The organism is Mycobacterium sp., assembly GCF_002863225.1.
GTDB lineage: Bacteria > Actinomycetota > Actinomycetes > Mycobacteriales > Mycobacteriaceae > Mycobacterium.
Genome location: NZ_PKEK01000039.1, coordinates 298,567 through 324,087 on the forward strand (window position 1 = coordinate 298,567; position 25,521 = coordinate 324,087).

25 protein-coding genes are annotated in these 25,521 nt (G+C 66.0%); 13 read left to right on the forward strand and 12 right to left on the reverse strand.

What is annotated here, in order from left to right; translation table 11 throughout:
* Positions 1 to 69 precede the first annotated feature (69 nt).
* The 7 genes from CYU59_RS10605 (at position 70) to CYU59_RS10635 (ending at position 9,702) form a co-directional block, all read left to right on the forward strand.
* Complete coding sequence (locus tag CYU59_RS10605) at positions 70 to 921, forward strand: SDR family oxidoreductase (protein WP_292988917.1); 852 nt, start codon at positions 70 to 72, stop codon at positions 919 to 921.
* The gene (locus tag CYU59_RS10610) at positions 918 to 2,294 is read left to right on the forward strand and encodes an aromatic ring-hydroxylating dioxygenase subunit alpha (protein WP_292988919.1); all 1,377 of its coding nucleotides are present in this window, start codon (positions 918 to 920) and stop codon (positions 2,292 to 2,294) included. Before CYU59_RS10605 ends, CYU59_RS10610 begins: the two co-directional genes overlap by 4 nt.
* A complete protein-coding gene (locus CYU59_RS10615; protein WP_292988921.1) occupies positions 2,294 to 3,484 on the forward strand; it encodes an LLM class flavin-dependent oxidoreductase in 1,191 nt (396 codons plus the stop codon). The genes CYU59_RS10610 and CYU59_RS10615 overlap by 1 nt, the downstream gene beginning before the upstream one ends.
* A complete protein-coding gene (locus CYU59_RS10620) occupies positions 3,481 to 5,322 on the forward strand; it encodes an NAD(P)/FAD-dependent oxidoreductase (RefSeq protein WP_292988923.1) in 1,842 nt (613 codons plus the stop codon). Before CYU59_RS10615 ends, CYU59_RS10620 begins: the two co-directional genes overlap by 4 nt.
* On the forward strand, positions 5,319 to 6,254 hold the full coding sequence (locus CYU59_RS10625) for an SDR family NAD(P)-dependent oxidoreductase (protein ID WP_292988925.1): 936 nt from the start codon (positions 5,319 to 5,321) through the stop codon (positions 6,252 to 6,254). Before CYU59_RS10620 ends, CYU59_RS10625 begins: the two co-directional genes overlap by 4 nt.
* Positions 6,238 to 7,431, forward strand: a complete 1,194-nt coding sequence (locus CYU59_RS10630) for a CoA transferase (protein ID WP_292988927.1) — start codon at positions 6,238 to 6,240, stop codon at positions 7,429 to 7,431. Before CYU59_RS10625 ends, CYU59_RS10630 begins: the two co-directional genes overlap by 17 nt.
* Positions 7,432 to 7,677: 246 nt before the next feature.
* Positions 7,678 to 9,702: an acyltransferase family protein gene (locus CYU59_RS10635; RefSeq protein ID WP_292989068.1), complete on the forward strand. Its 2,025-nt coding sequence runs from the start codon at positions 7,678 to 7,680 to the stop codon at positions 9,700 to 9,702.
* Between the two features lie 19 nt (positions 9,703 to 9,721).
* Here the strand turns inward: CYU59_RS10635 and CYU59_RS10640 are convergent, their stop codons facing one another.
* From CYU59_RS10640 to CYU59_RS10660, 5 genes are all read right to left on the reverse strand, one after another.
* The gene (locus CYU59_RS10640) at positions 9,722 to 10,381 is read right to left on the reverse strand and encodes a class I SAM-dependent methyltransferase (protein ID WP_292988929.1); all 660 of its coding nucleotides are present in this window, start codon (positions 10,379 to 10,381) and stop codon (positions 9,722 to 9,724) included.
* A gap of 48 nt (positions 10,382 to 10,429) precedes the next feature.
* Positions 10,430 to 11,374, reverse strand: a complete 945-nt coding sequence (locus tag CYU59_RS10645; RefSeq protein ID WP_292988931.1) for an NADP-dependent oxidoreductase — start codon at positions 11,372 to 11,374, stop codon at positions 10,430 to 10,432.
* A 53-nt stretch (positions 11,375 to 11,427) separates the two neighbouring features.
* On the reverse strand, positions 11,428 to 12,126 hold the full coding sequence (locus tag CYU59_RS10650) for a L,D-transpeptidase (RefSeq protein WP_292989070.1): 699 nt from the start codon (positions 12,124 to 12,126) through the stop codon (positions 11,428 to 11,430).
* Between the two features lie 271 nt (positions 12,127 to 12,397).
* Entirely contained in the window at positions 12,398 to 12,805 is a 408-nt protein-coding gene (locus CYU59_RS10655; RefSeq protein WP_292988933.1) for a TIGR03668 family PPOX class F420-dependent oxidoreductase, read from the reverse strand.
* 2 nt (positions 12,806 to 12,807) lie between these two features.
* Positions 12,808 to 13,569, reverse strand: a complete 762-nt coding sequence (locus CYU59_RS10660) for a glucose 1-dehydrogenase (RefSeq protein ID WP_292988935.1) — start codon at positions 13,567 to 13,569, stop codon at positions 12,808 to 12,810.
* Between the two features lie 247 nt (positions 13,570 to 13,816).
* On the opposite strand from CYU59_RS10660, the gene CYU59_RS10665 reads away from it, so the two are divergent.
* The 4 genes from CYU59_RS10665 to CYU59_RS10680 all read left to right on the forward strand — a co-directional run bounded on the left by CYU59_RS10665 (position 13,817) and on the right by CYU59_RS10680 (position 18,786).
* On the forward strand, positions 13,817 to 14,845 hold the full coding sequence (locus CYU59_RS10665) for a trypsin-like peptidase domain-containing protein (RefSeq protein WP_292988937.1): 1,029 nt from the start codon (positions 13,817 to 13,819) through the stop codon (positions 14,843 to 14,845).
* A gap of 89 nt (positions 14,846 to 14,934) precedes the next feature.
* The gene (gene treS / locus CYU59_RS10670; protein WP_292988939.1) at positions 14,935 to 16,710 is read left to right on the forward strand and encodes a maltose alpha-D-glucosyltransferase; all 1,776 of its coding nucleotides are present in this window, start codon (positions 14,935 to 14,937) and stop codon (positions 16,708 to 16,710) included.
* On the forward strand, positions 16,707 to 18,020 hold the full coding sequence (locus tag CYU59_RS10675; protein ID WP_292988941.1) for a maltokinase: 1,314 nt from the start codon (positions 16,707 to 16,709) through the stop codon (positions 18,018 to 18,020). Before treS ends, CYU59_RS10675 begins: the two co-directional genes overlap by 4 nt.
* A 67-nt stretch (positions 18,021 to 18,087) precedes the next feature.
* On the forward strand, positions 18,088 to 18,786 hold the full coding sequence (locus CYU59_RS10680; RefSeq protein WP_292988942.1) for a YoaK family protein: 699 nt from the start codon (positions 18,088 to 18,090) through the stop codon (positions 18,784 to 18,786).
* Between the two features lie 68 nt (positions 18,787 to 18,854).
* Here the strand turns inward: CYU59_RS10680 and CYU59_RS10685 are convergent, their stop codons facing one another.
* From CYU59_RS10685 to CYU59_RS10720, 7 genes are all read right to left on the reverse strand, one after another.
* A complete protein-coding gene (locus tag CYU59_RS10685; RefSeq protein ID WP_292988944.1) occupies positions 18,855 to 19,847 on the reverse strand; it encodes an alpha/beta hydrolase family protein in 993 nt (330 codons plus the stop codon).
* A 295-nt stretch (positions 19,848 to 20,142) separates the two neighbouring features.
* Positions 20,143 to 21,078 (reverse strand): cob(I)yrinic acid a,c-diamide adenosyltransferase, encoded by a 936-nt coding sequence (locus CYU59_RS28995; RefSeq protein WP_363114357.1) that lies wholly within the window; start codon positions 21,076 to 21,078, stop codon positions 20,143 to 20,145.
* 83 nt (positions 21,079 to 21,161) lie between these two features.
* Entirely contained in the window at positions 21,162 to 21,962 is an 801-nt protein-coding gene (locus CYU59_RS10700; protein ID WP_292989074.1) for an ABC transporter permease, read from the reverse strand.
* Between the two features lie 16 nt (positions 21,963 to 21,978).
* On the reverse strand, positions 21,979 to 22,800 hold the full coding sequence (locus CYU59_RS10705) for an ATP-binding cassette domain-containing protein (RefSeq protein ID WP_292988946.1): 822 nt from the start codon (positions 22,798 to 22,800) through the stop codon (positions 21,979 to 21,981).
* A gap of 2 nt (positions 22,801 to 22,802) precedes the next feature.
* Positions 22,803 to 23,249, reverse strand: coding sequence for a MarR family transcriptional regulator (locus tag CYU59_RS10710; protein WP_292988948.1), 447 nt, complete (start codon positions 23,247 to 23,249; stop codon positions 22,803 to 22,805).
* Positions 23,250 to 23,305: 56 nt separating this feature from the next.
* The gene (locus CYU59_RS10715) at positions 23,306 to 23,803 is read right to left on the reverse strand and encodes a metallophosphoesterase (RefSeq protein WP_292988950.1); all 498 of its coding nucleotides are present in this window, start codon (positions 23,801 to 23,803) and stop codon (positions 23,306 to 23,308) included.
* A gap of 26 nt (positions 23,804 to 23,829) precedes the next feature.
* Positions 23,830 to 24,009 (reverse strand): hypothetical protein, encoded by a 180-nt coding sequence (locus tag CYU59_RS10720; RefSeq protein WP_292988952.1) that lies wholly within the window; start codon positions 24,007 to 24,009, stop codon positions 23,830 to 23,832.
* A gap of 117 nt (positions 24,010 to 24,126) precedes the next feature.
* Here CYU59_RS10720 and CYU59_RS10725 point away from each other — a divergent pair, with 117 nt between their 5' ends.
* Positions 24,127 to 24,582 (forward strand): MaoC family dehydratase, encoded by a 456-nt coding sequence (locus CYU59_RS10725; protein WP_292988953.1) that lies wholly within the window; start codon positions 24,127 to 24,129, stop codon positions 24,580 to 24,582.
* A gap of 12 nt (positions 24,583 to 24,594) precedes the next feature.
* Positions 24,595 to 25,491, forward strand: coding sequence for an alpha/beta hydrolase (locus tag CYU59_RS10730; protein WP_292988955.1), 897 nt, complete (start codon positions 24,595 to 24,597; stop codon positions 25,489 to 25,491).
* Positions 25,492 to 25,521 lie beyond the last annotated feature (30 nt).

Consider the following 25,521-nt stretch of genomic DNA (forward strand, 5'->3'; position numbering starts at 1 on the left):
TGACGCTCGGCCATTTGCAGAGAATCATATTCTCAATTATGCACATCTCGATGCTTTGTCCGGACAAAAGTGGGCGATAACCTGCTCGGTCTGCAGGGTCGCGTGGTCGTTGTGGCCGGCGCGGCCGGCGGCGGCATTGGGACCACGGTGACCCGCATGGTGGCCGAAGCGGGCGCGACCGTCGTCGCGGTCAGCCGGGGCAAGGACAACCTCGACACCCATATCTCTCCGCTGGTCGAGCGCGGTCTGTCGATCATTCCGTTGGCCGCGGACGTGTCCACCGAGGATGGCGTGGGCGCGGTCATCGAACGGGCCGTGGACGCCGACGGTCGACTGCACGGGCTGGTCAATGTCGCGGGCGGGGCCGGACCGGAGACCTGGATGCCCTCGACCCGGGTGTCCCGCACCGACTGGCGCGACCTGTTCACCCAAAATCTCGAGACGGCGTTCTTCATGAGTCAGGCGGTGGCGGCCGAGCTGAAGGCCGCCGACACCCGTGGGTCGATTGTGTCGATCTCCTCGATCAGCGGCATGAACACCGCGCCGTTCCACATCGCCTACGGCACCGCCAAAGCGGCGATTGCCGCGATGACCCGCACCATGGCCGTCGAGCTGGCCGCCGACGAAATCCGGGTGAATGCCGTGGCCCCCGGCGTCACCGCGACCCCGGCTTCGCTCACCTACGTCGACGACGACGCCGAGCGGGATCGGCAGGCGATCGCGATGGGCCGACGCGGCCGCCCCGAGGAGGTCGCCGGCGCGATTCTGTTCCTGTTGTCCGACCTGTCCAGCTACATCACCGGCCAGACTCTGCTGGTGGACGGTGGGCTGGACCTGAAGTGGACGCACCTCGGCGCCGACAACACCTCACTCTTCCTCAAGGACGACTCCTTCCGAGCGGCGATGAAGGGACCGGGATGACCGACATCAAAGATGCAGCAGTCGAAGCGCCGGAGCTGCTTTCGGAGCCGGTGACCATCGGGGTCGAGGCTTATCTGTCCGAGGACTACGCCCGGGCGGAGCGGGACAAGTTGTGGCGCAAGGTATGGCAACAGGTTGGCCGGGTCGAGGACCTGCCGAAGACCGGCAGCTTCCTGACCTACGACATCCTCGACGACTCGGTGATCGTGGTACGCACCGGTCCGGACACCTTGGCGGCGCACCACAACGTCTGCGTGCACCGCGGGCGCAAACTCGTCGATGTTCCCGAGCGCGCGAAAAGTGCCTGTGGACACAAGAAGTCGTTCGTGTGCGGTTTTCACGGCTGGACCTACGGCCTGGACGGCACCTGCACGCACATCCCGGAGCAGCAGGACTGGCAGGACTCGCTGACCCCACGCAACACTCACCTGGCCCCGGTGCGGGTCGACACCTGGGGTGGCTGGATCTTTGTCAATCTCGATCCGAACTGTGAGCCGCTGCGCGACTATCTCGAACCGGCGGCCACCATGCTCGATCCGTTCGGCCTGCAGAACATGCGCGTCAAGTGGCGCAAATGGCTGACCTTCCAATGCAATTGGAAGGTCGCGATCGAGGCGTTCAACGAGACCTACCACGTCGCCACCACCCACCCGCAGTTCAACAAGTTCGGGACGTTCCGCGGCTGGGCCAAGGCGCAGGGCAAGCACAGCAACATCGGTTACGACGCGCCCAAGGATCTCTCCGAGACCAAGTCGAAAATCCGCCTCGGAACCGGAGATCCGCGGATCTCGACGGCGGAGATGCAGATCTACACCCTGGAAGAGACCAACGCGACCACCACCCGGACGCTGGTGGAGGCCGCGAAGCGACTGGCCGACGAGTTACCCGAGGGCACCCCACCCGAGAAGGTGCTCGGTCACTGGCTGGCCGCGGCGCGCGGTGACGACGCCGCCCGCGGGGTGATCTGGCCGACCATCGATCCCGAACACCTGGCCAAGAGCGGCACCGCCTGGCAGATCTTCCCGAACTTCCAGATCGGCCAGGGTCTGACGACCGCCCTGTGCTACAGCGCGCGTCCCAACGGCTACGACCCGAACAGCTGCATCTTCGAAGCGGCGTGCTACGAGCTCTACCCGGAAGGCCAAGAGCCGCAGACGGAATGGGAGCACCTGGAAGCCGACGATCCCGGCTGGCGCACCGTCTTTCCGCAGGACTTCTCGAATATGGCTGCCGTACAGCAAGGCATGAAATCGCTGGGCTTCACCGGAACCAAGCCCAACCCCTATATGGAACGCAGCACCGCAAACCTGCACCGCAACCTTGCCGAATACATGGGCACCGGTGCGCCGCGGGACGTCGCAAAGGAGCAATGATGAAAGTCAACCTCGGATTCGGAACCCACAACTCGCACGACTGGGACGATCGCGTGCTGGCCGGCGACTTCAGCCGACCGCCCGCCACCCCGGACTGGGAGTGTGTACAGGGCACGCTCGAAATCGCCGACCTGGCCGAGCCGCTCGGGTTCGACGGCATCTGGATGCCCGAGCACTGCGGCACCCCGTACGGCATGACGCCCAACCCCATTCAGACGTTGAGCTATTTCGCCGGCCGGACCGAGCGGGTCGGTCTGGGTACCTTCGTCGCGGTGGCGCCGTGGTGGCACCCGATTCGGCTGGCGCACCAAATCGCCTACCTCGACATCATTTCCAAGGGCCGCTACACCACCATCGGCATCGGCCGCGGGGTGTCGAAGAGCGAGTTCGACGCCGTCGGGGTGCCGCGGGAGGAAAGCCGACAGCGGTTCAACGAGACCCTCGACATTCTGGAGCTGGCTTTCTCGGGCAAGCGGTTCTCCTACGACGGCGAGATCTTCAAGGTCCCGGAGATGTCCCTTCGGCCGGAACCGCTGAGCAGCGACCTGTTCTCCCGGATCTACAGCTCGTCGTCGACGGCGGAGTCGATGGAGATCCTGGCCCGGCGCGGGATGATCCCGCTGTTCGTCGGCAACAAGCCGATCGAAGATGCCGGCCGGGAAGTGCAGAAGGTCAACACCTTCCGCCAAGAAGAAGGGTTCGCGCCCTGCCAGCCGAAGAACGTCATGTTCATGTACTGCACGCCTGACGCCGCCGACGCCGCCAAGACCGAGGAGTGGATCTGGACGGCCAACCGCGATGTCACCGTGCACTACGGATTCGCCGACGCGTCGAACTTCAAGGGCGTCAAGGGCTACGAGGCCTACGCCTCGCGTGAAGCCACCGCGACGGCGGTGCTGGCCTCCGAGGTGACCGCGGCTGAAGCCGAAGCCAAGGGCAAGCCGAAGACGCCGGGCTACCACGCATCCAACCTGCTGATCGGAACACCCGAGGAGATCTTCAGTCGGATCCAGGCCGCGCAGGAAGCCTGCTCGTTTCAAGAGCTCACCATCGTCCCGCAATTCGGCACCATGCCCAACGAGGAGGCGATCGCGAGCACCAAACTGTTCGCCAGGGAGGTGCTGCCGCATGTGCAGAAGATGGCCGCGCCACTGCATCCCGCGGCACTGCCGGAGAACGCCCTGGCATGACCGACTGCCCACAGCCGACTGACACACCCGACGACGTCGACATCGCGGCCCTTCGTGAGAAGTATGCGAGCGAGCGTGAAAAGCGACTTCGCTCAGAAGGTTCCAAGCAGTACGTGGAGCTCGAAGACGACTTCGCCGGGTACTACGAGACCGACCCGCACTCACCTCAACTGGTACGCGACCCGATCGACGAAGACATCGATGTCGCGGTGATCGGCGGCGGCTTCGCCGGCCTGCTCTGCGGAGCGCACTTGAAGAAGGCCGGCGTCGACGATGTGCGAATCATCGAGCTCGGCGGCGACTTCGGCGGAGTCTGGTACTGGAACCGCTATCCCGGCATCCAGTGCGACAACGAATCCTATTGCTACATACCGCTACTCGAAGAGCTCGACTTCATGCCGAGCAAGAAGTTCGCGGACGGCGCAGAGATCTACGAGCACTGCCGGAACATCGGGAAGCACTTCGGACTCTACGACGGGGCGATCTTCTCCACCCAGGTTCGCGACATGCGTTGGGACGACGCGATCAAACGGTGGCGGATCAGCACCGACCGCGACGACGACATCCGCGCCCGCTTCGTGGTGATGGCCTCCGGGCCGTTCCACCGGCCGAAGCTGCCCGGCATCCCCGGCCTCCGAGATTTCAAGGGGCACAGCTTCCACACCTCACGCTGGGACTACGCCTATACCGGCGGTGACAGCACGGGTGGGCTGGACAAGCTCGCCGACAAGACCGTCGCCCTGGTGGGCACCGGAGCGACCGGCATCCAGGTGACCCCGTTCATCGCACGACATGCCAAGCACCTTTATGTCTTTCAACGCACGCCGTCCACCGTCGACGTCCGCAACAACACCCCCACCGATCCGGAATGGGTGAAGACGCTGCGGCCCGGCTGGCAGAAGGAACGGCAACGCAACTTCCACTCGTGGACGTTCGAGGGGATGGCGCTGGGACAGCCGGACCTGGTCTGCGACTTCTGGACCGAACTCGGACGCAACACCGCGGCAAGGGTTCTCGCGCTCGACGACCCGGCCTCGCTGAGCCCCGAACAGTTCATGGCGATCCGCGAGCAAGAGGACTACAAAGTCATGGAGCGGCTGCGGCGCCGCGTCGAGAGCATCGTCAGCCATGAGGACACCGCGGAAGCGCTCAAACCGTACTACCGGTTTCTGTGCAAGCGGCCGTGTTCGAACGACGACTACCTGGAGACGTTCAACCGGCCCAATGTCACGCTGGTCGACGTCTCCGCGACCAAGGGCGTACAACGGGCCACCGCAACGGGACTCGTGGCCAACGACGTCGAGTACGACGTCGACTGCATCATCTACGCCAGCGGGTTCGAGATCACCACCGAGATGAGTCGCCGGTATTCGATCGACGCCATCGAGGGCCGCGACGAGCGCGCGCTGTTCGACTACTGGGCCGACGGCTACCAGACCCTGCACGGCATGATTAGCCGTGGCTTCCCCAACCAGTTCTTCACCGGCTTCACCCAGGTGGGGATCTCGGCGAACATCGCGGCCAACTACGAACTGCAGGGCGAGCACATCGCCTACATCGTCGCCGAGGCGATCCGGCGGGGTGCGCGCACCGTCGAGCCCACCCAACGCGCCCAGGATGACTGGTGCACGACCATCGAAGAGAATGCGATCGACAACTCCGCGTTCGATTCTCAGTGCACGCCAGGCTATTACAACAACGAAGGCGGCGGTGGGGGCGAAGGTATCCGCTCTCACCTCGGCCAGCCCTACGGGCCGGGGTTCTACGCGTTCGGCGACCTGCTGGCGCAGTGGCGTGCGAAGGGCGACCTGGACGGGCTCGTCTTAGGGCACGAATGAGTGAGCTGAGGTTCGACGATCGGGTCGCCGTCATCACCGGCGCCGGCCGTGGACTCGGTCGCTCCTACGCGCTGCTGCTTGCCTCGCGGGGGGCCAAGGTGGTGGTCAACGACACCGGTGCGAGTCTGACCGGAGACGGTACGGACACCCGCCCGGCCGACGAGGTCGCGCGCGAAATCGTCTCCGCCGGCGGACAAGCCGTCGCCTGCACCGAATCGGTCGCGACGGCGGACGGCGGCCAGGCGATCATCCAGCAGGCGCTGGACCACTACGGTCGCATCGACGTGCTGATCCACAATGCCGGGACAGTCCGGCGCGCGGCGCTGGGCGAGATGAGTTACGACGACTTCGACGCCGTGCTCGACGTCCACCTTCGCGGTGCGTTTCACGTTGTGCGGCCGGCCTTTCCGGTGATGCGCAAAGCTCGCTACGGACGCATCGTTCTGACGTCGTCGATCGGCGGGCTCTACGGCAACCACGACGTGGCCAACTATGCCGTGGCCAAGGCGGGCGTCATCGGGCTGGCCAATGTCGCCGCGCTCGAAGGCGCCGCCGACGACGTCAAATGCAACGTCATCGTCCCCTCGGCGGTCACCAGAATGGCGGAAGGGCTCGATACTTCGGCGTATCCGCCGATGTGCCCGGACCAGGTGGCCCCGGTGGTCGGGTGGCTGGCCCACCAGTCCTGTTCGATCACCGGTGAGATGCTGGTCGCGGTCGCGGGCCGGGTGGCCCGTGCCACGGTCGCCGAATCGGCGGGGGTATATCGTTCGTCCTGGTCGATCGAAGACGTCGGCGAGAACCTGGATTCGATTCGGGATCTCAACGCGCCCTTGGTTTTTCCGGTCGTTCCGGGTGGTCATGCCGAACATCTGCGCTACAGCTTCGCTCGGGTCGAGCGGGAAGGAGCCGGTGATGTTCAACGGCGTTGAATCCGGTCGCACCGGACATACCGGCCCGCTGGCCGGAGTCCGGGTGGTCGACCTCACCGCGATGGTGATGGGCCCGTACTCCACGCAGATCATGGCTGACATGGGGGCCGACGTGATCAAGGTCGAGTCGCCGGACGGCGACGACACCCGCTACATCTCGGTCGGTCCGACCCCGGGAATGAGTGGGGTGTTCGTCAACGTGAACCGCGGTAAGCGCAGCGTCGTGCTCGATCTGCGCTCGGAGGCCGGCAAGCTGGCGCTGCGCTCGCTGATCGAGACCGCCGACGTCTTCATCCATTCGATGCGCGCCAAGGCCATTGCGCGACTCGGGTTCAGCTACGACGAGGTGGCCGCGATCAATCCGTCGATCGTCTACACCAACTGCTATGGCTATGGTCGCCGCGGGCCCGACCGCGACCTGCCGGCCTACGACGACACCATCCAGGCCGAGTGCGGGTTGCCCGCCGTCCAGGAACTGCTGACCGGCGAGGCCAACTATGTGGGCACAATCATGGCGGACAAGGTCGCCGGTCTGACCGCGCTGTATGCGACCACGATGGCCCTGTTCCACCGCGAAAGAACCGGCGAAGGTCAGGAAGTTGAAGTCGCCATGTTCGAAACTATGGCATCTTTCATGTTGGTCGAGCATGCCAACGGTGCCATGTTCGACCCCCCGTTGAGTCCCGCGATCTACCCGCGCACCGTCGCACCGAACCGCAAGCCGTACCGCACGAAGGACGGCTTCATCGCCGCCCTGATCTACAACGACCGGCACTGGTCGGCCTTCGTCGAGGCGGTCAACCCGCCGTGGGCCGGCGACCTGTACGCCACCCTCGAGCGCCGGGCCCGCCAGATCGACACGGTGTATTCACTGGTCGCGGAAACCCTCCTGGAGCGAACCACCGACGAGTGGTTGGCGCTGTTCCGTGAGTTGCAGATCCCCGCGGCCCCACTGCAGACGCCGGCGGAGCTTTTCGATGACCCGCACCTCAACGCCGTCGGTTTCTTCGAGACGGTGGACACCGAGCACGGGCCGGTGCGGTTCCCCGGTGTGCCCACCTGGTTCTCCCGGACGTCCGGTCGCGTCGCGGGCCCGGCGCCGCAGCTGGGCGCCGACACGGCTGCGGTGCTCGACGAACTCGGGCTCGGCACCCAGGCCGCGCACGACTCGGCGTAACGCGGAGTTGGCGCGCGCCAGCATATTTCGACCGCCCCCCGCGTCGTGTCTGCCGCTGATGCGGTCGGCCCGCACCTAAACTGGCGCCTGCATCAAGCAGGGAAGGGGCACTCGCGTATCGGCGCCAAAAAAGCCGCCGACCAGGAAACCGGTCGGCGCGCTGGAGAGGTGAACACAGAACCGGCCGGGGCGTACCCCGTGCCGGTTCATTCTGCTCGGAAGCCCCGCTGGGTCGCCCCGCCGCCGATCAGCCGTCCTTCCCGAAAGGCGAGCGACGACGCTGCCGAGCGCCGCCCGGGCATTCGAGCGCTGGATGGGCTGCGCGCACTCGCCGTCGGGTTGGTGCTCGCCGACCACGGCGGTATCCCCGGGATGTCCGGCGGCTTTCTGGGTGTCGACGTGTTCTTCGTGCTCAGCGGGTTCCTGATCACGTCGCTGCTGCTGGACGAACTCGGCCGGACCGGACGCATCGATCTGGGCAATTTCTGGATCCGCCGGGCCCGCCGCCTGCTGCCCGCGCTGGTCCTGATGGTGCTGACAGTGGCCGTCGGGCGTCAACTGTTCGCGCCCGAAGCGATCGCCAGCCTGCGCAATGACGCCGTCGCCGCCTTCTTCTGGGTGGCGAACTGGATGTTCGTCGCAGACAAGACCGGCTACTTCGCGCAGGGCTCCCCGCCGTCGCCGCTGCAACACGCCTGGTCGCTCGGCGTCGAAGAGCAGTACTACATCGTCTGGCCACTGATGCTGGTCGCGGTGGCCGTGGGGCTGTCGGTTCGCGCCCGGCGCCGCAAGAGCCGGGCCACTGTCGGCGCGGTCCGCCTGACGGTGTTCGTGCTGGCCACCCTCGGCGCGCTGGGGTCGGCGGCGACGGCCATCCTGCTGGCGTCCGACTCCACCCGCGACCGGGTCTACTTCGGCACCGACACCCGGGCCCAGGCGCTGTTGGTCGGCGCGGCGGCATCGGCGCTGCTGGTCGGGGACTGGCCGGCGCTGAACCGCGGTTGGTCGCTGATCCGTTCGCGCACCGGAAAGTGGATCGCCAGGACGCTTCCGGCGATCGGTCTGGCCCTGCTCGGGGTGGCCGTGCACTACGCCACGGGCAACGCGCGGGAATTCCGCTACGGGCTGCTGATCGCGGTCGCCGTCGCGGCAGTGCTGGTGATCGCACCGGTGGCGCTGGATCAGCGCGGGCCCGTCGCGACCGTGCTGGCGTGGGGTCCGCTGGCCTGGCTGGGCGGTATCTCCTACGGCATCTACCTGTGGCATTGGCCGGTTTTTCTGGTGCTCAACGGGCAGCGGACCGGATGGCACGGGCTGTCGCTGTTCGCGGTCCGCTGCGCCGCCACGCTGGCGGTGTCGGTGGTGTCGTGGTGGGTGATCGAACAGCCCGTCCGCAAGTGGCGGCCGGTACGGGTGCCGTTGTTGCCGCTGGCCGGCGCTACCGCCGCGACCGCCGCGGCGGTGACGTTGCTGGTGGTCCCGGTGGTTCACAAGCCCGGGGTGAGCGCCCTCGACGCCAGCCTTCCGCCTGGCGTGTCACCGGTGGCCGTGGTGTCGCCGTCGACTCCGGAAGGGGTGCGGCCCGCGCGGGCGATCACCAAACGAGATCCGCGACGTCCGTTCACCGTCTCGGTGTTCGGCGACTCGATCGGCTGGACGATGATGCATTTCCTGCCGCCGACGCCGGGTTTTCAATTCGTCGACCACACCGTGATCGGCTGCAGCCTGGTGCGCGGCGGGCCGTACAGCTACCTCGGCCAGACCCTGGACCAGAAGGGTGAGTGCGAATCGTGGCCGGGCCGCTGGACGCAGCAGATCGCCGCCGACCAGCCCGACGCCGTCCTGCTGGTCATCGGCCGCTGGGAGACCGTGGACCGGGTCAACGAGGGGCGATGGACCCACATCGGCGACCCGGCCTTCGACTCCTACATCAGCACCGAATTGCGGCGCGCCATCGACATTCTCAGCTTCAGCGGAGCGCCGCTGACCGTGGCGAACCTGCCGTACAGCAGGCGCGGTGAGCGCCCGGACGGGAGCCTGTATCCCGAGGATCAGCCGCAACGGGTGGACGAATGGAACACCATGTTGGGTAAAACCGTCAGCGATCGCCCCGACGTTCGCATCCTCGATCTGAAGAAGAAGCTGTGCCCGGACGGCACCTACACGGCTGACGTCGACGGCATCCACGTCCGCAGCGACGGCGTGCACCTCACCGAGGAGGGCGTGCAATGGCTGACGCCCTGGGTCGAGCAGTCGCTCAAGCCGCGCTGACGTCCTGCGGCCGCAAGATTTACGTCGCGGCGTAGCAGCTGAGCTCCATGCTGTCGCTGTCGCGGACCGCGAAATTGAAACTCACGTAACCACTTTCGCTGCCATGCACATAATCGAGGTAGGTCCGGGTTTCGGGGCTCTCGGTGTTGTCGGCGATGACCAGCGCACCGGGCGACAGCTTCGGCTCCAGCAGCTCGATCACGGGCAGGTACAGCTCTTTCCACCCATCGAGCAGGACGAAGTCGACCGGCCCGTCCAGGTCGGCGAGTGTTGACAGCGCGTCACCCTCGAGAATGGTGATCAAGTCGTCCAAGCCGGTGTCGGCGAACGTCTGCTTGGAGGCGGCGATCTTGGTGTCGTTGATCTCGGTCGTGATCACCCGGCCGGCGCCGTTGTCACGCACGGCCGAGGCCAGGTGTAGCGCCGAAATACCAAAGGACATACCGAATTCCACGATGGTGGCCGGCTTGGTCGCTCGCACCAGCGAGTACAGCAGCCGACCGGACTCCGGCGTCACGGGAATGTAGAACTCGCTCATCGCTTCGGCGCGTTCCTTGACGGATACCGAGGCCGACATGTTCGGAGGCCGCTCGCGCAGTGTCGACATCTGCTCCTGCGCCTCGGCGTACATCCGGTGCAGCGTGTCGGCGACTCGGGGTTGTTGCAAAGTAGTAGCCATGCCGTCGAGCCTAGCTTGATCGTTAATGAACGCCAGCGGGCACTTCTTTCATTCGGCCGACTGCGGCAGCAGCACGATCTTGCCGTGCGTGTGGCGCCGCTCGAGTTCGGTGAACGCGTCGACGACCCGGTCCAACGGGTAGGTCGCGGCAACGTCCAGCTCCAGGTCGCCGGCGGCGATCAGGTCGGCGAGTTCCTGCAGGACAGCCGGGGTGGACGCTTCGGCGCTGCCCTCGGTTTTGGCGCCCAGTTCGGCGGCCTTGGCAAAGGAGATGATCGTGTTGATGCGCTCGCGCGGCACACCGAGTTCGACCGCCAGCTCGACATATTGCGGACCGAACAGATCGATGAACGCATCGATGCCGTCCGGGGCGGCCCGCCGCAAGTGGTCGGCCAGCCCGTCGCCGTATTCGACCGGCTCGACGCCGTGTGCACGCAGCCACTCCGCGTTGTCCGACGACGCGATGCCCAGCACCCGCACGCCGCGCCGGGTCAGGAGTTGCACAACGATGCTTCCGACGCCACCGGCGGCCGCGGAGACCGCCACCGTCTCGCCGCGTTGCGGTGCCACCGCGCGAACCGCGGCGTAGGCCGTCGCGCCGACGACGTACAGCGAGCCCGCGACCTGCCAGCTCAGCTCCGCCGGCTTGTGGATGAGCTGGTCGGTCGGCACGTTGGTGTGGGTGGCGTGGCTCGACCGCTGGAAGCTGAACCCGAGCACCTCGTCACCCACGGCGAAATCGCTGACCCCGTCCCCGACTTCGATCACGACGCCGGCCAGGTCGCTGCCTTCGCCGGAGGGGAATGTCGTCGGGAATTGCTCGTGCAGCGCGCCGGTGCGAATACCGGCCTCGCCGGGATTGATTCCGGCAGCTCGAACTTCGACAAGCACCTCGCCGGCATCTGGGACGGGTCGGTCGATGTCGGTGACGTACAGGACGTCAGTGCCGCCGTAGCTGTCGAACCGGACCGCTCGCGCTGCTGAATTCGCCATGCACGCGCCAACTCGGCCCTGTGCGAATGTATTCCGCGGTGGTTGGACCGGGGTCAGGCCACCACGTTGATCGGGTCGCCCAGATGGACCATGTCGAAGTACCACGCGGCGTTGTCCGGGCTGAGGTTGATGCAGCCATGGCTGACATTCGCGTAACCCTGTGAATCCACCGACCACGGAGCCGAATGCACGTAGACACCTCCCCAGGTGACTCGGACGGCGTACTGCGCGGTGATCTTGTACCCATCTGACGACTCGAGCGGGATGCCGATGGTGCGCGAATCCATCACGACCGAGCGCTCTTTCGACAGGGCGGAAAAATCGCCGATCGGCGTCGGTCGGGTGGGCTTACCCATCGATGCCGGCATGGTTCGCAGCACCTCGCCGTTCTGGGTGATCGTGAACGTGTGCGCGGAAATACTCGCCGTGCCGACCACCTCGTCGCCGGTCTCGAAACCTGTCGACAGGGCATGCACCCGAACGCCGACGTGGCTGTGCGCCGGCCAGTAGCCGGCCGGCTTCCACACCACGACATTCGGCTCGGGCCACTCGAAGTGGCCCGACATACGCTGTGGCGCAGAGACTTTGATTGCCCGTTCGGCTGTCGTGCGGTCGGCGACCGGGCCGGTGAAGGTGACGATCACCGGGTGTGCGACGCCGACCACCGCGCCGCTGGCCGGCTGGATCGAGGCGACGGTCTCGGCCGGGTCCGGGGGCGCGATCGCGGCCATGCCAGGGGCGGCCGAACCCATTAGGGTCAGCGCGGCGACCGCTGCCGCGCACCAACCCATTCGAATCGCTCTACCCACGTGTCCACCCTCCGAGGCGATGCGAGCCCCCGCTCGCATGTCGTATCACCAATATGCCCTACCCGGCGCTCAGCAAAGGGCGCTGATGTTGCGCACGGCCCGATCGATGCCTCATAGTACAGGGCATATGCCCAGTTGAGCGCCGTATTCTCCGGCGTGACCGGCGGCTCGGGCAACTGAGCTGGGACTGGCCTGGCAAGCGGATAGCCGGTCGTCAGGCGCGCCAGCTGCTCCATTGCCGCACGGCGATGGCAATCACCGGGCCGGGCAGCGAAACCGACTGATACTGAGGATATTTGGCGCGCAGAAATTCGCGCGCCGCGTGCGTGGTGTCATCGTCGTGATGGATGGCGGCCAGACCATCGGCCCGGACCCACCACAGCTGCGTCCAGTCTTCGGTGTAGTGGTCGACCAGAACGCTCACCTGTGGATTCTGCTCGATGTTGGCCAGCCGCTTGAGCCGTTGCGTGGTCTTGGGTTTGGCGTCGACCGCGGTGTAGACGACCCCGTCGTGCAGAGCGAACACCACCGGCACCAGATGCGGGCGCCCGTCGGCGGCCGCGGTGGCCAGCCGGGCGACCGGCGCCTGCGCGAAGTGAGCCTGCGGGTCGAAGTCGGCCATAACTAGGTGATGGTCAGACCGCCGTCGACGACGATCGTCTGCCCGGTGACGTAGCCGCCGGCCGCCGAGGCCAGCCAGACCGCGGTGGCCGATAGTTCGCGGTCGTCGCCGAGGCGGCCCAGCACCAGTCGGTGTGCCTGGCTGTCCAGGTACTCCGGTGGATACTCGTCGGTCATCTCGGTCTTGAAGAAGCCCGGAGCGAGGGCGTTGACGCGAATTCCCTTGCGCGAGCCCCACTGTTGAGCCAAGTCGCGGGTGAGTCCGATGATCGCGGCTTTGCTCGAGCTGTAGGCGGCCTGAGGCAGGCCTGCCGTGGTGATTCCGAGGACGCTGGCGATGTTGATGATCGAGCTGCCGGGTTTCATGACGCGGCCGCAAGCCTGCGCCATCCAGTACGAGCCGTTGAGGTTGACGTCGATCACCGAGCGGAACTCGTCGGGCGTCTCGCGCGTGGCCGGGTGGGCGGTGCCGACGCCGGCGTTGTTGATCAGCACGTCGACCTTGCCGAATTCCTGCACCGCGGCATCGACCAACGCCTGACCCTGCTCGGGCTGGCTGACGTCGGTGGCGACCGTCAACGCCTTGCGGCCACCGGCTTCGACCAGCGCCGCGGTTTCGGCCAACCGGTCGACCCGGCGGGCGCCCAGCACCACGTCGGCACCGGCCTCGGCGAAGGCCTGGGCGAACGACACCCCCAGCCCGGACGAGGCGCCGGTCACGATCACCACTTTGTCGTCGAGCCGGAACGAATCGAGAACGCTCATGTCAGATGACACCTTTGCCGTCGGGTTGGGCCGTCCTGCTAGAGCTCTGAAGCTACCGCCAGGGGGCATGTCGGCCGCGACGGAGATCGCCAACCTGCTCTGACCGCAACGCCGCTGTCGGAGCTCCGGCAGAACGTCGATATGCCCGATCCTGCGACGCAGGCTACGGTTAGATGGACGAAGCTGTGCCGGGCGTCACGGCATTTTCGGTTGAACCAGGGACGTAACTCACGCAGGAGGTGACGGGATGCGCGGATCGCTCCGCCGCACACCGCGGAGGTCGCTGAGGTTGTTCAGCCTGTTGGCAGCGGCCGGGCTGGGGTTGGCGACAGCGCCCGCCCACGCGTCGCCCGTAATGCCCCCGCTGCCGCGTGACGCGGCCGCGGCCGCCGCTCAGGTGGGCCCGCAGATCGTCGACATCGACGCCAAGCTGGGCTACCAGAGCGCGATCGGCGCCGGCACCGGCATCGTGATCGACCCGAGCGTGATCCTGACCAACAACCACGTGGTCGCCGGCGCTACCGACCTCACCGCACGGTCCATCGCCAACGGCCAGGTCTTCCCCGCCACCGTCATCGGCTACGACCGCCAGCACGACATCGCGGTGCTCCAGCTCGCCGGCGGCGGCCTGCCGGTCGCCAACATCGGAAACTCCGACTCGGTCAGCGTGGGTGAGGCCGTGGTGTCGCTCGGCAACGCCGGCGGCGTCGGTGGAGCGCCCAGCGTCGAGGAGGGACGGATCGCCGCGCTGAACCAGACCGTGTCGGCCAACGACGCGCTGACCGGCAGCACCGAGACCCTGGTGGGCCTGATCCAGATCGACGCGAACATCCGCCCCGGCGACTCGGGTGGACCGACCGTCAACGGCGCCAACCAGGTGATCGGCATGAACACCGCCGCGTCGCAGAACTTCCACCTCGGCCGCGGTCAGGGTTTCGCGATCCCGATCAACGAGGCGATGGCGATCGCCGGTCAGATCCGGTCCGGCGCCTCCTCGCCGAGCGTGCACATCGGGCCGACCGCTTTCCTCGGCGTCGGCGTCAACGACGCCCCGGGCGGTGGCGGCGCGATCGTCCGCCAGGTGATCTCGACCGGGCCCGCCGCCGGCGCCGGGCTCAACCCGGGCGACGTGATCAACTCGATCAACGGCCAGCCGGTCAATTCCGCGACGGCGCTGACGAACATCCTCGACCAGCACCACCCCGGTGACCACGTCAGCGTGGGGCTGCAGGGCCGGGCGGTCGACGTGACCCTGGGCGACGGCCCGCCGGGCTGATCCAACACCCCAGCTCAGCGGCTACGCTCAATTCGTCTGGCGCATAAGGTTTTCGCCGCAGCACCCCGGGTACGTGTAACGTCGTGGACTTGACCAAGGGCAGAGAGCACTCGTCCGAACACGACCCCGTCGAGGGAAGCCACGTCGAGCACGGCGTGGTCGAGCATCCCAACGCGGACGAATTCACCGAGGCGAAATCGCTTCCCGCCGACCGAACCTGGTTCAAGCACGCGGTCTTCTACGAGGTGCTGGTTCGGGCATTCCTCGACGGTGACGCGGACGGTTCGGGAGATCTCCAGGGTCTGCTGCAGCGGCTGGACTACTTGCAGTGGCTCGGCATCGACTGCATCTGGCTGCCACCGTTCTACGACTCACCTCTTCGCGACGGCGGCTACGACATCCGCGACTTCTACAAGGTGCTGCCCGAATTCGGCACCGTCGAAGACTTCGTCGCGTTGCTCAACGCGGCTCACGAACGGGGCATCCGGGTGATCACCGATTTGGTGATGAACCACACGTCGGACTCGCATCCGTGGTTCCAGGAATCCCGCCACGACCCCGACGGCCCCTACGGTGACTTCTACGTGTGGAGCGACACCAGCGAGAAGTACACCGACGCGCGGATCATCTTCATCGACACCGAGGAGTCGAACTGGACGTTCGACCCGGTGCGAAAGCAGTTCTACTGGCACCGATTCTTCTCGCATCAACCCGATTTGAACTACGACAACCCCGCGGTGCAGGAAGCGATGATCGACGTCCTGCGCTTCTGGCTCGACCTCGGCATCGACGGGTTCCGGCTGGACGCGGTGCCGTATCTGTTCGAGCGTGAGGGCACCAACTGCGAGAACCTGCCCGAGACGCACGCCTTCCTCAAGCGTTGTCGCAAAGTCGTCGACGACGAATTCCCCGGCCGGGTGCTGCTCGCCGAGGCCAACCAGTGGCCCGCCGACGTCGTCGAGTATTTCGGCGATCCCAGCACCGGTGGCGACGAGTGCCACATGGCGTTCCACTTCCCGCTGATGCCGCGGATCTTCATGGCCGTCCGGCGCGAATCGCGGTTCCCGATCTCGGAGATCCTCGGGCAGACGCCGGAGATCCCGGACATGGCGCAGTGGGGCATCTTCTTACGCAACCACGACGAGTTGACGCTGGAGATGGTCTCCGACGAAGAGCGCGACTACATGTACTCCGAATACGCCAAAGATCCGCGGATGAAAGCCAACGTCGGGATCCGCCGGCGGTTGGCCCCGCTGCTGGACAACGACCGCAACCAGATCGAACTGTTCACTGCGCTGCTGCTCTCGCTACCCGGATCGCCGGTGCTGTACTACGGCGACGAGATCGGCATGGGCGACGTGATCTGGCTCGGTGACCGCGACGGGGTTCGCACCCCGATGCAGTGGACACCGGACCGCAACGCCGGGTTCTCCAAGGCCAACCCCGGGCGGTTGTACCTGCCGGCCAGCCAGGACTCGGTCTACGGCTATCAGGCCGTCAATGTCGAGGCCCAGCGCGACACCTCGACGTCGCTGCTGAACTTCACCCGGATGATGCTCGCGGTCCGCCGCCGGCACGAGTCCTTCGCGACCGGCAGGTTCGAAGAACTCGGCGGCTCCAACCCGTCGGTGCTGGCCTTCCTGCGCGAATCACCCGACGATGGCGACACGGTGCTGTGCGTCAACAATCTGTCGCGCTTCCCCCAGCCCCTGGAGTTGAACCTGCAACACTGGAGCGGCCACATACCCATCGAGCTCACCGGGCACGTCGCGTTTCCGCCGATCGGCCACCTGCCCTATCTGCTGACACTGCCGGGACACGGGTTCTACTGGTTCCAGTTGTGCGGTTCGGAGGAGTCACGATGAACCTGCCATGGTCAGAATGGCTCCCGCAACAGCGTTGGTACGCCGGTCGTAGTCGCGAAATATCCACTGCCGAGCCGGTTTTGGTGGTCGGGTTGCGCGAGGGCCTGGATCTCGTTCTGGTCGACGTGGCATACACCAACGGGTCGACCGAGCGCTACCAGGTGATCGTCGGCTGGGATTCCGAGCCGCCCAGCGAGTTCAGCGACGTCGCCACCATCGGCGCGGACGGCGACCGGGTCGGATTCGACGCACTGTTCGATCCGAGCGCGGCGGCGTTTCTGCTGTCGCTGATCGATTCGTCGGCCACCCGGGCAGACGTGTCGTTCGGCAAGGAGCCTGGCGTCACCCTGCCGCTGAAGGCCTACCCGCGAGTGTCGGACGCCGAACAGAGCAACACCAGCGTGATCTTCGACCGGGACGCGATCTTGAAGGTGTTTCGCCGGGTCAGTCCGGGTATCAACCCCGATATCGAGCTCAACCGGGTGCTCGGCAGGGCCGGCAACCAACACGTCGCGCGGCTGCTGGGCACTTACGAGCTGACCGCGTCCGACGGCGAGGTCCCGCTGGGCATGGTGACCGAATACGAGGGCAACGCCGCCGAGGGGTGGGCGATGGCCACCACCAGCGTCCGCGACCTGTTCGCCGAGGGCGACCTGTATGCCTACGAGGTCGGCGGCGACTTCGCCGGCGAGTCCTATCGCCTGGGTGAAGCAGTCGCTTCGGTGCACGCCGGCCTGGCCGAGGCACTGGGTACCTCGCAGGCCCCGTTCCCGGTCGACACCCTGGCGGCCAGGTTGTCGTCGGCGGCCGCGGCGGTGCCCGAACTCGGGCAGTACGTGACGGCGATCGAACAACGCTTCCAGAAGCTCGCGGGGCAGACCATCACCGTGCAGCGGGTGCACGGCGACCTGCATCTGGGGCAGGTGCTGCGCACCCCGGAGTCGTGGCTGCTGATCGATTTCGAGGGCGAGCCCGGCCAGCCGCTGGAGGAACGGCGCGCGCCGGACTCTGCGCTTCGCGATGTGGCCGGGGTGTTGCGATCGTTCGAGTACGCGGCCTATGGGCCACTTGTCGAACAGTCGGCCGACAAGCAATTGGCTGCCCGCGCCCGAGAGTGGGTGCAGCGCAACCGCACTGCGTTCTGCGACGGGTACACGGCGGCATCCGGGGCGGACCCGCGTGACTCCGAGCCGATCTTGGCGGCGTACGAACTGGACAAGGCGGTCTACGAGGCGGGTTACGAGGCCCGGCACCGCCCGGGCTGGTTACCGATCCCGTTGCGGTCGATCGAAAAATTCGTAGCAGATTGATGTGATTGTCGCCTGAAAGGCGCTTCCAGCGCTGCGCAGGCCGTCGTTGCGATGGAAACATGGCGGCATGCCCCGCGCGACCCTTGATATCCGTGAGACCTTCGACAGCGAGGCGCGCCTCGCGTACCTGTTGGCAGTGCTGGCCGGTGTACTGGGCGCGACCGCGTTCACCCACTCGGCCGGATACTTCGTCACGTTCATGACCGGCAACGCCCAGCGCGCCGTCCTCGGATACTTCCGTGACGACGTGGTGTTGTCGATCACGGCAGGCCTGCTGCTGCTGAGCTTCGTCGCCGGGGTGGTCGTCGCGTCGATCTGCCGGCGACACTTCTGGGTGGCGCATCCGCACGGGCCGACGATGCTGACCACCTTCAGTCTGCTGGCGGCCACCTTCGTCGACGTGTTCGACGAAGGATGGACGGAAAGTCAGCTCGACTTCCCGCCGATCATGTTGCTCACCTTCGGGATCGGCGCTCTGAACACCTCATTCGTCAAAGACGGCGAGGTGTCGGTGCCGCTGAGCTACGTGACCGGCACGCTGGTCAAGATGGGCCAGGGCATCGAGCGACACATCGCCGGCGGAAGTCTGGCCGACTGGTTCGGCTATTTCTTGCTGTGGGGTGGCTTCGTCTTCGGCGCCACCTTCGGCGGGTTGATGAGCTTGTTCGTCAACGGCACCGGCATGCTGGTGTTCGCCTCCGCGATGTGCACGCTGGCGACCGGTTACACGTACTTTCACCAGGATCGCCGCGCCCTGCTGACTTGACTTCTCGCACAATGACATCGGCCGCAGCGCTGGGGGGAGCGCTGCGGCCGATGCGTGTGGTGGGTCGATCAGGTGGTGCCTTGGCCACCGCCAAGCGTCCGCTGAATGTCGGGCTTCATGGCGACGAGTTGCTGGTTCCAATAACCCCAGTCATGCGTGCCGTTGGGCGGGAAGTTGAACGTGCCGTTGCGGCCGCCCGCGGCGGTGTAGTTGTCGCGCCACTGCTCGTTGGTGCGCAGCGTGAACTGCTCCAGGAACTTGGCCGGCATGCTGTTGCCACCCAGGTCGTTCGGAGTGCCGTTGCCGCAGTAGACCCAAACGCGGGTGTTGTTCTGCACCAGCCGTGGAATCTGCACCATCGGGTCGTTGCGCTTCCAGGCCGGGTCGGTGGTCGGACCCCACATGTTGGTGGCGTTGTAACCGCCGGCATCGCCCATCGCCAACCCGATCAGCGTCGGCCACCAGCCCTCGGAGGGGTTCAGGAAGCCGGACAGTGATGCGGCGTAGGAGAACTGCTGCGGGTAGTACGCGGCCAGGATCATCGCTGATCCACCTGACATCGAAAGACCCACCGCGGCATTGCCGTTCGGCGAGATGCCGCGGTTAGCCTGCAGATATGCGGGAAGCTCCCTGGTGATGAAGGTTTCCATCTTGTAGGTCTGGCAACCGCTCTTGCCGCACGCCGGCTGGTACCAGTCGCTGTAGAAGCTGGACTGTCCACCGATGGGCATGATCACCGACAGGCCGGACTGGTAGTACTCCTCGAACGCCGGAGTGTTGATGTCCCAACCATTGAAGTCGTCCTGTGCGCGCAAGCCGTCGAGCAGGTAGACCGCGTGCGGTCCGCCGCCCTGGAATTGCACCCTGATGTTGTGGCCCATCGACGGGGACGGGACGCTCAGATACTCGACCGGCAGACCCTTTTTGGAGAACGCCCCCACGGTCGCCGAGTCTCCGACAGCACCGACCAGGCCGGCCAGCAGTGCTGCGCCGACGGTCGCGATTGCCAATCTGCGCGGCAGACGTCCTGCCGCACTACGGAACTTCTCTGCGAACTTCATAGCTCCTATCCCAACTTCCGTCTGCCGCATAAGCGGTCGAATAGCGGTCTGTTGCAGTCAAACACGCAAGTAACTACAAGCGTGTCACTCGACGCGGGCTGTGGGATCGCGGTTGGCTAACGATTCAGTCGCGAGTGTCACCGTCGTATAACGATCGCGACTCGGCGTTATCGGACTCGAAAATCGCTTCTGCTGAGAAGAATTCGGTTCGCGGCGACATCGCGCGGCATCGCCCGATGTGAATAGGACCGTCCGCCATCGCGAATTCTGTTGCGCGGCAGAGGTCGTGGGGATCTCAACTCGTGGTGGCCCCGGGCGTCCAGGTCCGCTCGTGGACGGAGACGGTTCGGGCGACGATGAACAGCAGATCGGATAGGCGGTTGAGATACCGGACGATGGCGGGGTTCAGGTCGTCGACCGCCACCGCGCGGCGCTCCGCCCGGCGACACACGGTGCGGGCCACGTGCAGTTCCGCGGCGGCTGAACCGCCCCCGGGCAGCACAAACGATGTCAGGGCGGTGAGTTGCGCGTTGGCTTCGTCGCAGCGTCGCTCCAGCCGGGTGACGTACCCGTCGTCGATCCGAAGCCCGTCGCTGTCCGCCGGGCCGGAGAGGTCGGCGCCGAGATCGAAGAGCTCGTTCTGGATCTCGGCGATCCAGCCGGCGAACGGATCCGTGTCCAGATGAGTGAGGACCACTCCGAGCTGGGCGTTGAGCTCGTCGACGTCACCGCCGGCTTCGATCCTCGGGTCATCCTTGGGCAGCCGTAACCGCCCGGCGGTCGAGGTCTCGCCACCGTCGCCGGTACGGGTGTAGATCGTCGTCAGGTTCACCGTCACTGTCGCCTCCGTTGCGTGGATGATTTCTTCGGTCGGATGATCGGAGGTCTCGAGTGCGGACAGCAGGCGCTCGAGCCGGTGGTTCAGCTCCGAGGTCTCCCGCAACCGGTCTCGCACCTGCTGTCGATGGAGCCGGACCACCGAGCGGAGATCCTCACCGTCCAGCGCCCGGCGGATCTCCTCCAAGTGGAAGCCGAGGCTGCGCATCGCGGTGATCTGATAGAGCTTTTCGGCCTGAGCGGCGCGGTATCGCCGATGGCCGGCGCCGGTCCGCGACGCCGGTGTGAGCAGGCCGACCTGCTCGTAGTGGTGCAGGGTCCGCACGGTGATGCCGGCCGCGTCGGCGAGTTCGCCGACGCTCCATTCCTGGTTGCCGTGCCCGCTTTCCGTCATCGCAATGAACCTACGACCTGACGCTACGTGAGGTGCAAGTCCGGACGCGCCCGTCGTGTGAACGGTGCGCCGGGCAGCCTGAGCTAGGTGACCAGTCGACGCAAGAAGGTTGACGCAGTGGCGATCCCGACGATCGCCGCGACCACCAGCACCACGATGTCCACCGGGTTGAACGCGGTGCCGATCAGCAGTGCCCGCAGCGCGTGGACTTCATAGCTGAGCGGGTTGACGGTGCTGAGCACGTGCAGCCAACCCGGCATCACGTCGACCGGGTACAGCGCATTCGACGCGAAGAACAGCGGCATGGTGATGGCCTGCCCGATTCCCATCAGCCGGTCACGGTTGCGCACCAGCCCGGCCAGTGTCATCGACAGGCAGGCGAAAAAGGCGGAGCCCAGCATCACCACCGCCATGGCTGCGACGATGCGCAGGGGATTGACCGTCATGCCGATGCCCATCACGTACGCCAGCGCCAGGACGCCGACGACTTGAGCCACCGATCGGACGCCGGCCGCGAACGCCTTGCCGGTGATCAGCGCGGATGCCGGTGCCGGTGTGACCATCAGCTTGGCCAGGATTCCGGCGTCCCGGTCCCAGATGATCTGGATGCCGTAGAAAATCGAGATGAACAGCGCCGACTGGGCGATGATCCCCGGTGCCAGGAAAGCCAGATACGACACCGGACCGGTGTCGATCACCCGCAGCTTGCTGAATGTGGTGCCGAAGATCAGCAACCACAGCACCGGCTGCACCATGCGTGTCACGAGTTCGGTGCGATCGTGGCGAAGCTTCTGCATCTCCACGATCGCGAAGGCGCCGACCCGGCCCAACGTCGCCGAGATGCGCTGGCGTCCCCGCGGCGCCCGGGCCAGGGCGACGGGCATGGGCTTGACTGCGGAATCAACCGGCACGGCTGGCAACCTTTCGGCTGGAACGGATTTCGCGAAACGAGCCGACGTCCGCCGACTGCTTCGACAGCTGCGAGGCGGTGTAGTGGCGGAACACGTCTTCCAGAGTCGCACCCACCGACACCGTCCCCTTCAACTTCGACGGGGTGCCGACCGCGCGCAGCGTGCCCTCATGCATCAACGCGACGCGATCGCACAGTGCGTCGGCCTCCTCCATGTAGTGCGTGGTCAGCAGGACTGTCATCCCGAATTGGTTCTGCATGTTCAGCACATGAGCCCACACCCGGTCGCGCGCAATAGGATCCAGGCCCACCGTCGGTTCGTCGAGGACCAGCAGTGACGGCCGGTTGACCAGCGCCTGGGCCACCTCGAGGCGGCGCACCATTCCGCCGGAGAATGTTCCGGCCGGGCGGTCGGCGACGTCGAGTAACTCCATGGCGTCCAGCGCCTCGTCCACCCGCGCGGACCGTTGCGAGCGTGGCACGCCGTACAAGCGCGCGAACCAGGCCACGTTCTGCCGTCCGGTCAGCGCGGGCTCAATCGAAAGCTGTTGCGGCACATAGCCGATATTGCTTCGGATATCGGTCGTCTGGTCGCGGGCGTCGAGGCCGAAGATGCGTAGCTCGCCGCGCTGCACCGGGGTCAGGGTGGTGAGCATCCGCACCACGGTGGTCTTGCCGGCGCCGTTGGGTCCGAGCAGTCCCATCGTCTCGCCTGGCCGGACTTGCAGGGTGACGTCGTCGACCGCGGTGAACCGGCCGTAGCGGTAGGTCAGGTTCCGGGCGTCGACCGCCATCGGCAGTGCGCTGGTCATCGTCATCGCTCCTGGAGTCGTCGGGTCATCGTCTCGAGCACTGCCAGACCCTTCGTCAGGGCCTCGATCTGGTCGTCGCCGAGCTCGGCCAGCACGTCGGCGAGCATCGCTCGGCGGGCCGTGCGGGAGGAGTCGACGATCTGGCGGGCCGCCCCGGCCAGTCGCAGCTGACCGACCCGCCGGTCGCTCTGGTCGGCGGTCCGGATCAACAGGCCCCGGTCCACCAGCTTGGACACCAGCGTCGACGCGGTGTTGGCGACCAGACCGAGCTCCGCGGCAGCGGCGCTGACGGAGATGCCCGGCTGCCGGGCGACCAGCCACAGCAACTCGGACTGCGATTCGGTCAGGTGTGCGGAGTCGAATTGCCGCTCTGCCGATCGGCGGAGTTGGCGTCGGAATTTGCCGACGACGCGTGATACCTCGTTGACCGGATCGATGAGTGTGCTCACAAGTATCTGTTTACGAGCTAAACATGTGTAGACACTATGTCCGAGCTAGCAGCGAGCTACTTCTCCAGACGATGGAGCACGACGTCGGCCAACGAACCGTTTTCGATGCGAGCCGTCATGTAGGTGCAGAACGGCTGCCGGCGGCGATCGGTCGGCGAACCGGGGTTGAGCAGCCGCAGGCCGGTGTCGGCCGTGGTGTCCCATGGGATGTGACTGTGGCCGAACACCAGTACGTCGGTGTCGGGGAACAGGCGCGCCATCCGGGCGTCGCGCCCGGCGCTCGAACCGGTCTCGTGAACCACGCTGAATCGCAATCCATCCAGTACCGCGTCGGCTCGTTCCGGCAACCGCGCCCGCAGTTGCGGCCCGTCGTTGTTTCCCCAGCAGGCGACGAGGCGCTTCGCTTTGCCCACCAGTCGGTCGAGTAATTCGGGATCCATCCAGTCGCCGGCATGGAAAACGACGTCGGCGACAGCGACCTCGTCCCACACCCGCTCGGGAAGATCGCGGGCCCGCCGGGGGACATGTGTGTCGGCGAGCAGCAGCAACCTCACCGGTTCATCCTGCTACGCACCGGCTGCTAGGTGTCCTTGCTGCGGGCTTCGGCGCCGGTCTCGCCGACATCGAGCGCGTCGTCGACCCCGATTGTTCGGCCGACGTAGCTGCCGTCCCCATTGACACTCTTGCGGCTGCGCGCCTCGTGCGTCTCGGGCTCGACGTCCGACTCGGCTCGATGACCCTTACGCCCCCAAAATCGCATGCTGGGGGTTACCCGGACGACGTTGCGGGCGAAACATCCCGGTGGATCACCCGTGCCGGTGGAGTGGCACGATGCTTAGCAGCGCCGCACGCATCAGGCTCAAAGGAGAGACACGCCATGCGCACTTTCGATTCAGTCGCCGACCTCGCCTCGATCAAAGGCGAAAGCATCGGCGAAAGTGACTGGGTGACGATCACCCAGGACGACGTCAACCTGTTCGCCGACGCGACCGGCGATCACCAGTGGATTCACGTCGACCCGGAGCGCGCCGCCAAGGGACCTTTCGGCAAGACGATCGCGCACGGCTTCATGACGCTGGCGCTGCTCCCGCGGCTGCAGCACCAGATGTACACCGTCAACGGCATCAAACTCGCAATCAACTACGGCCTCAACAAGGTTCGCTTTCCCGCGCCGGTGCCGGTCGGGTCGCGGGTACGGGCGAAGAGCTCGCTGGTCGACGTCGAGGACGTCGGTAACGGCGCCGTGCAGGCCACCGTGTCGACCACGGTGGAAGTCGAGGGGGGCGACAAACCGGCGTGCGTCGCCGAGAGCGTCGTCCGCTACATCTCCTAGGCCGCTCGAATCATGGACGCGGAGTTGACTTCCTGGCTGGACGCCGGGCTCTACTTCGACTACCTAGGCTTCGACATCTTCTACCGGGTCGAGGGCAGCGGCCCGCCGTTGCTGCTGATTCACGGCTACCCCTTCAATACGTTCGACTGGCAACCGATCTGGCCTACGTTGACGCAACGGTTCACGGTGATCGCGCCGGACATGATGGGCATGGGATTCTCTCCCAAGCCGATGGCCTACGAGTACTCGGTGCACGATCACGCCGATATGCACGAAGCGCTACTCGCCCACCTCGGTATCGGCAACGCGCACATCCTGGCCCACGATCTCGGTGACTCCGTGGGACAGGAACTGTTGGCCCGCCACGAGTTCGGCCAGCAGGCGTACGGCAAGCTGGGCATCGACTCGATCACCTGGCTCAACGGCGGCATGTTCGTCGAGACCTACACGCCGCGCGCCGCGCAGAAGCTGCTGTCGGGAACTCCGTTGGGCGACATACTGAGTCCCTTGCAGAACAGTTCGTTGTCACGTCGGTTGCTCGAGCCGACGCTGCGTGAGATGTTCGGCCCGAACACCAAGCCGACTCCGCACATGATGGACGTCTTCAGCCAGATTCTGAATTACAACGACGGCCGGCGCGTGCTGCACAAGGTGGGCCGCTTCATCAAAGATCGCCACACGCACCGCAATCGGTGGGTCCGGGCGATGCGCGAGACGAAGGTGTCGATGCGGCTGATCGACGGGCCGATCGATCCCAATTCCGGTGCGCACATGGCGCGGCGCTACGCCGAGGTGATTCCCAACGCCGACGTGGTGATGCTGGCCGACGACATCGGTCACTGGCCCCAGCTCGAAGCGCCGGAGGCGGTGCTGGAGCACTTCCTGGCCCACATCGACCGCATCGGTTAGCGGGTCGCGTCATTTCCGTCGAGACCTACG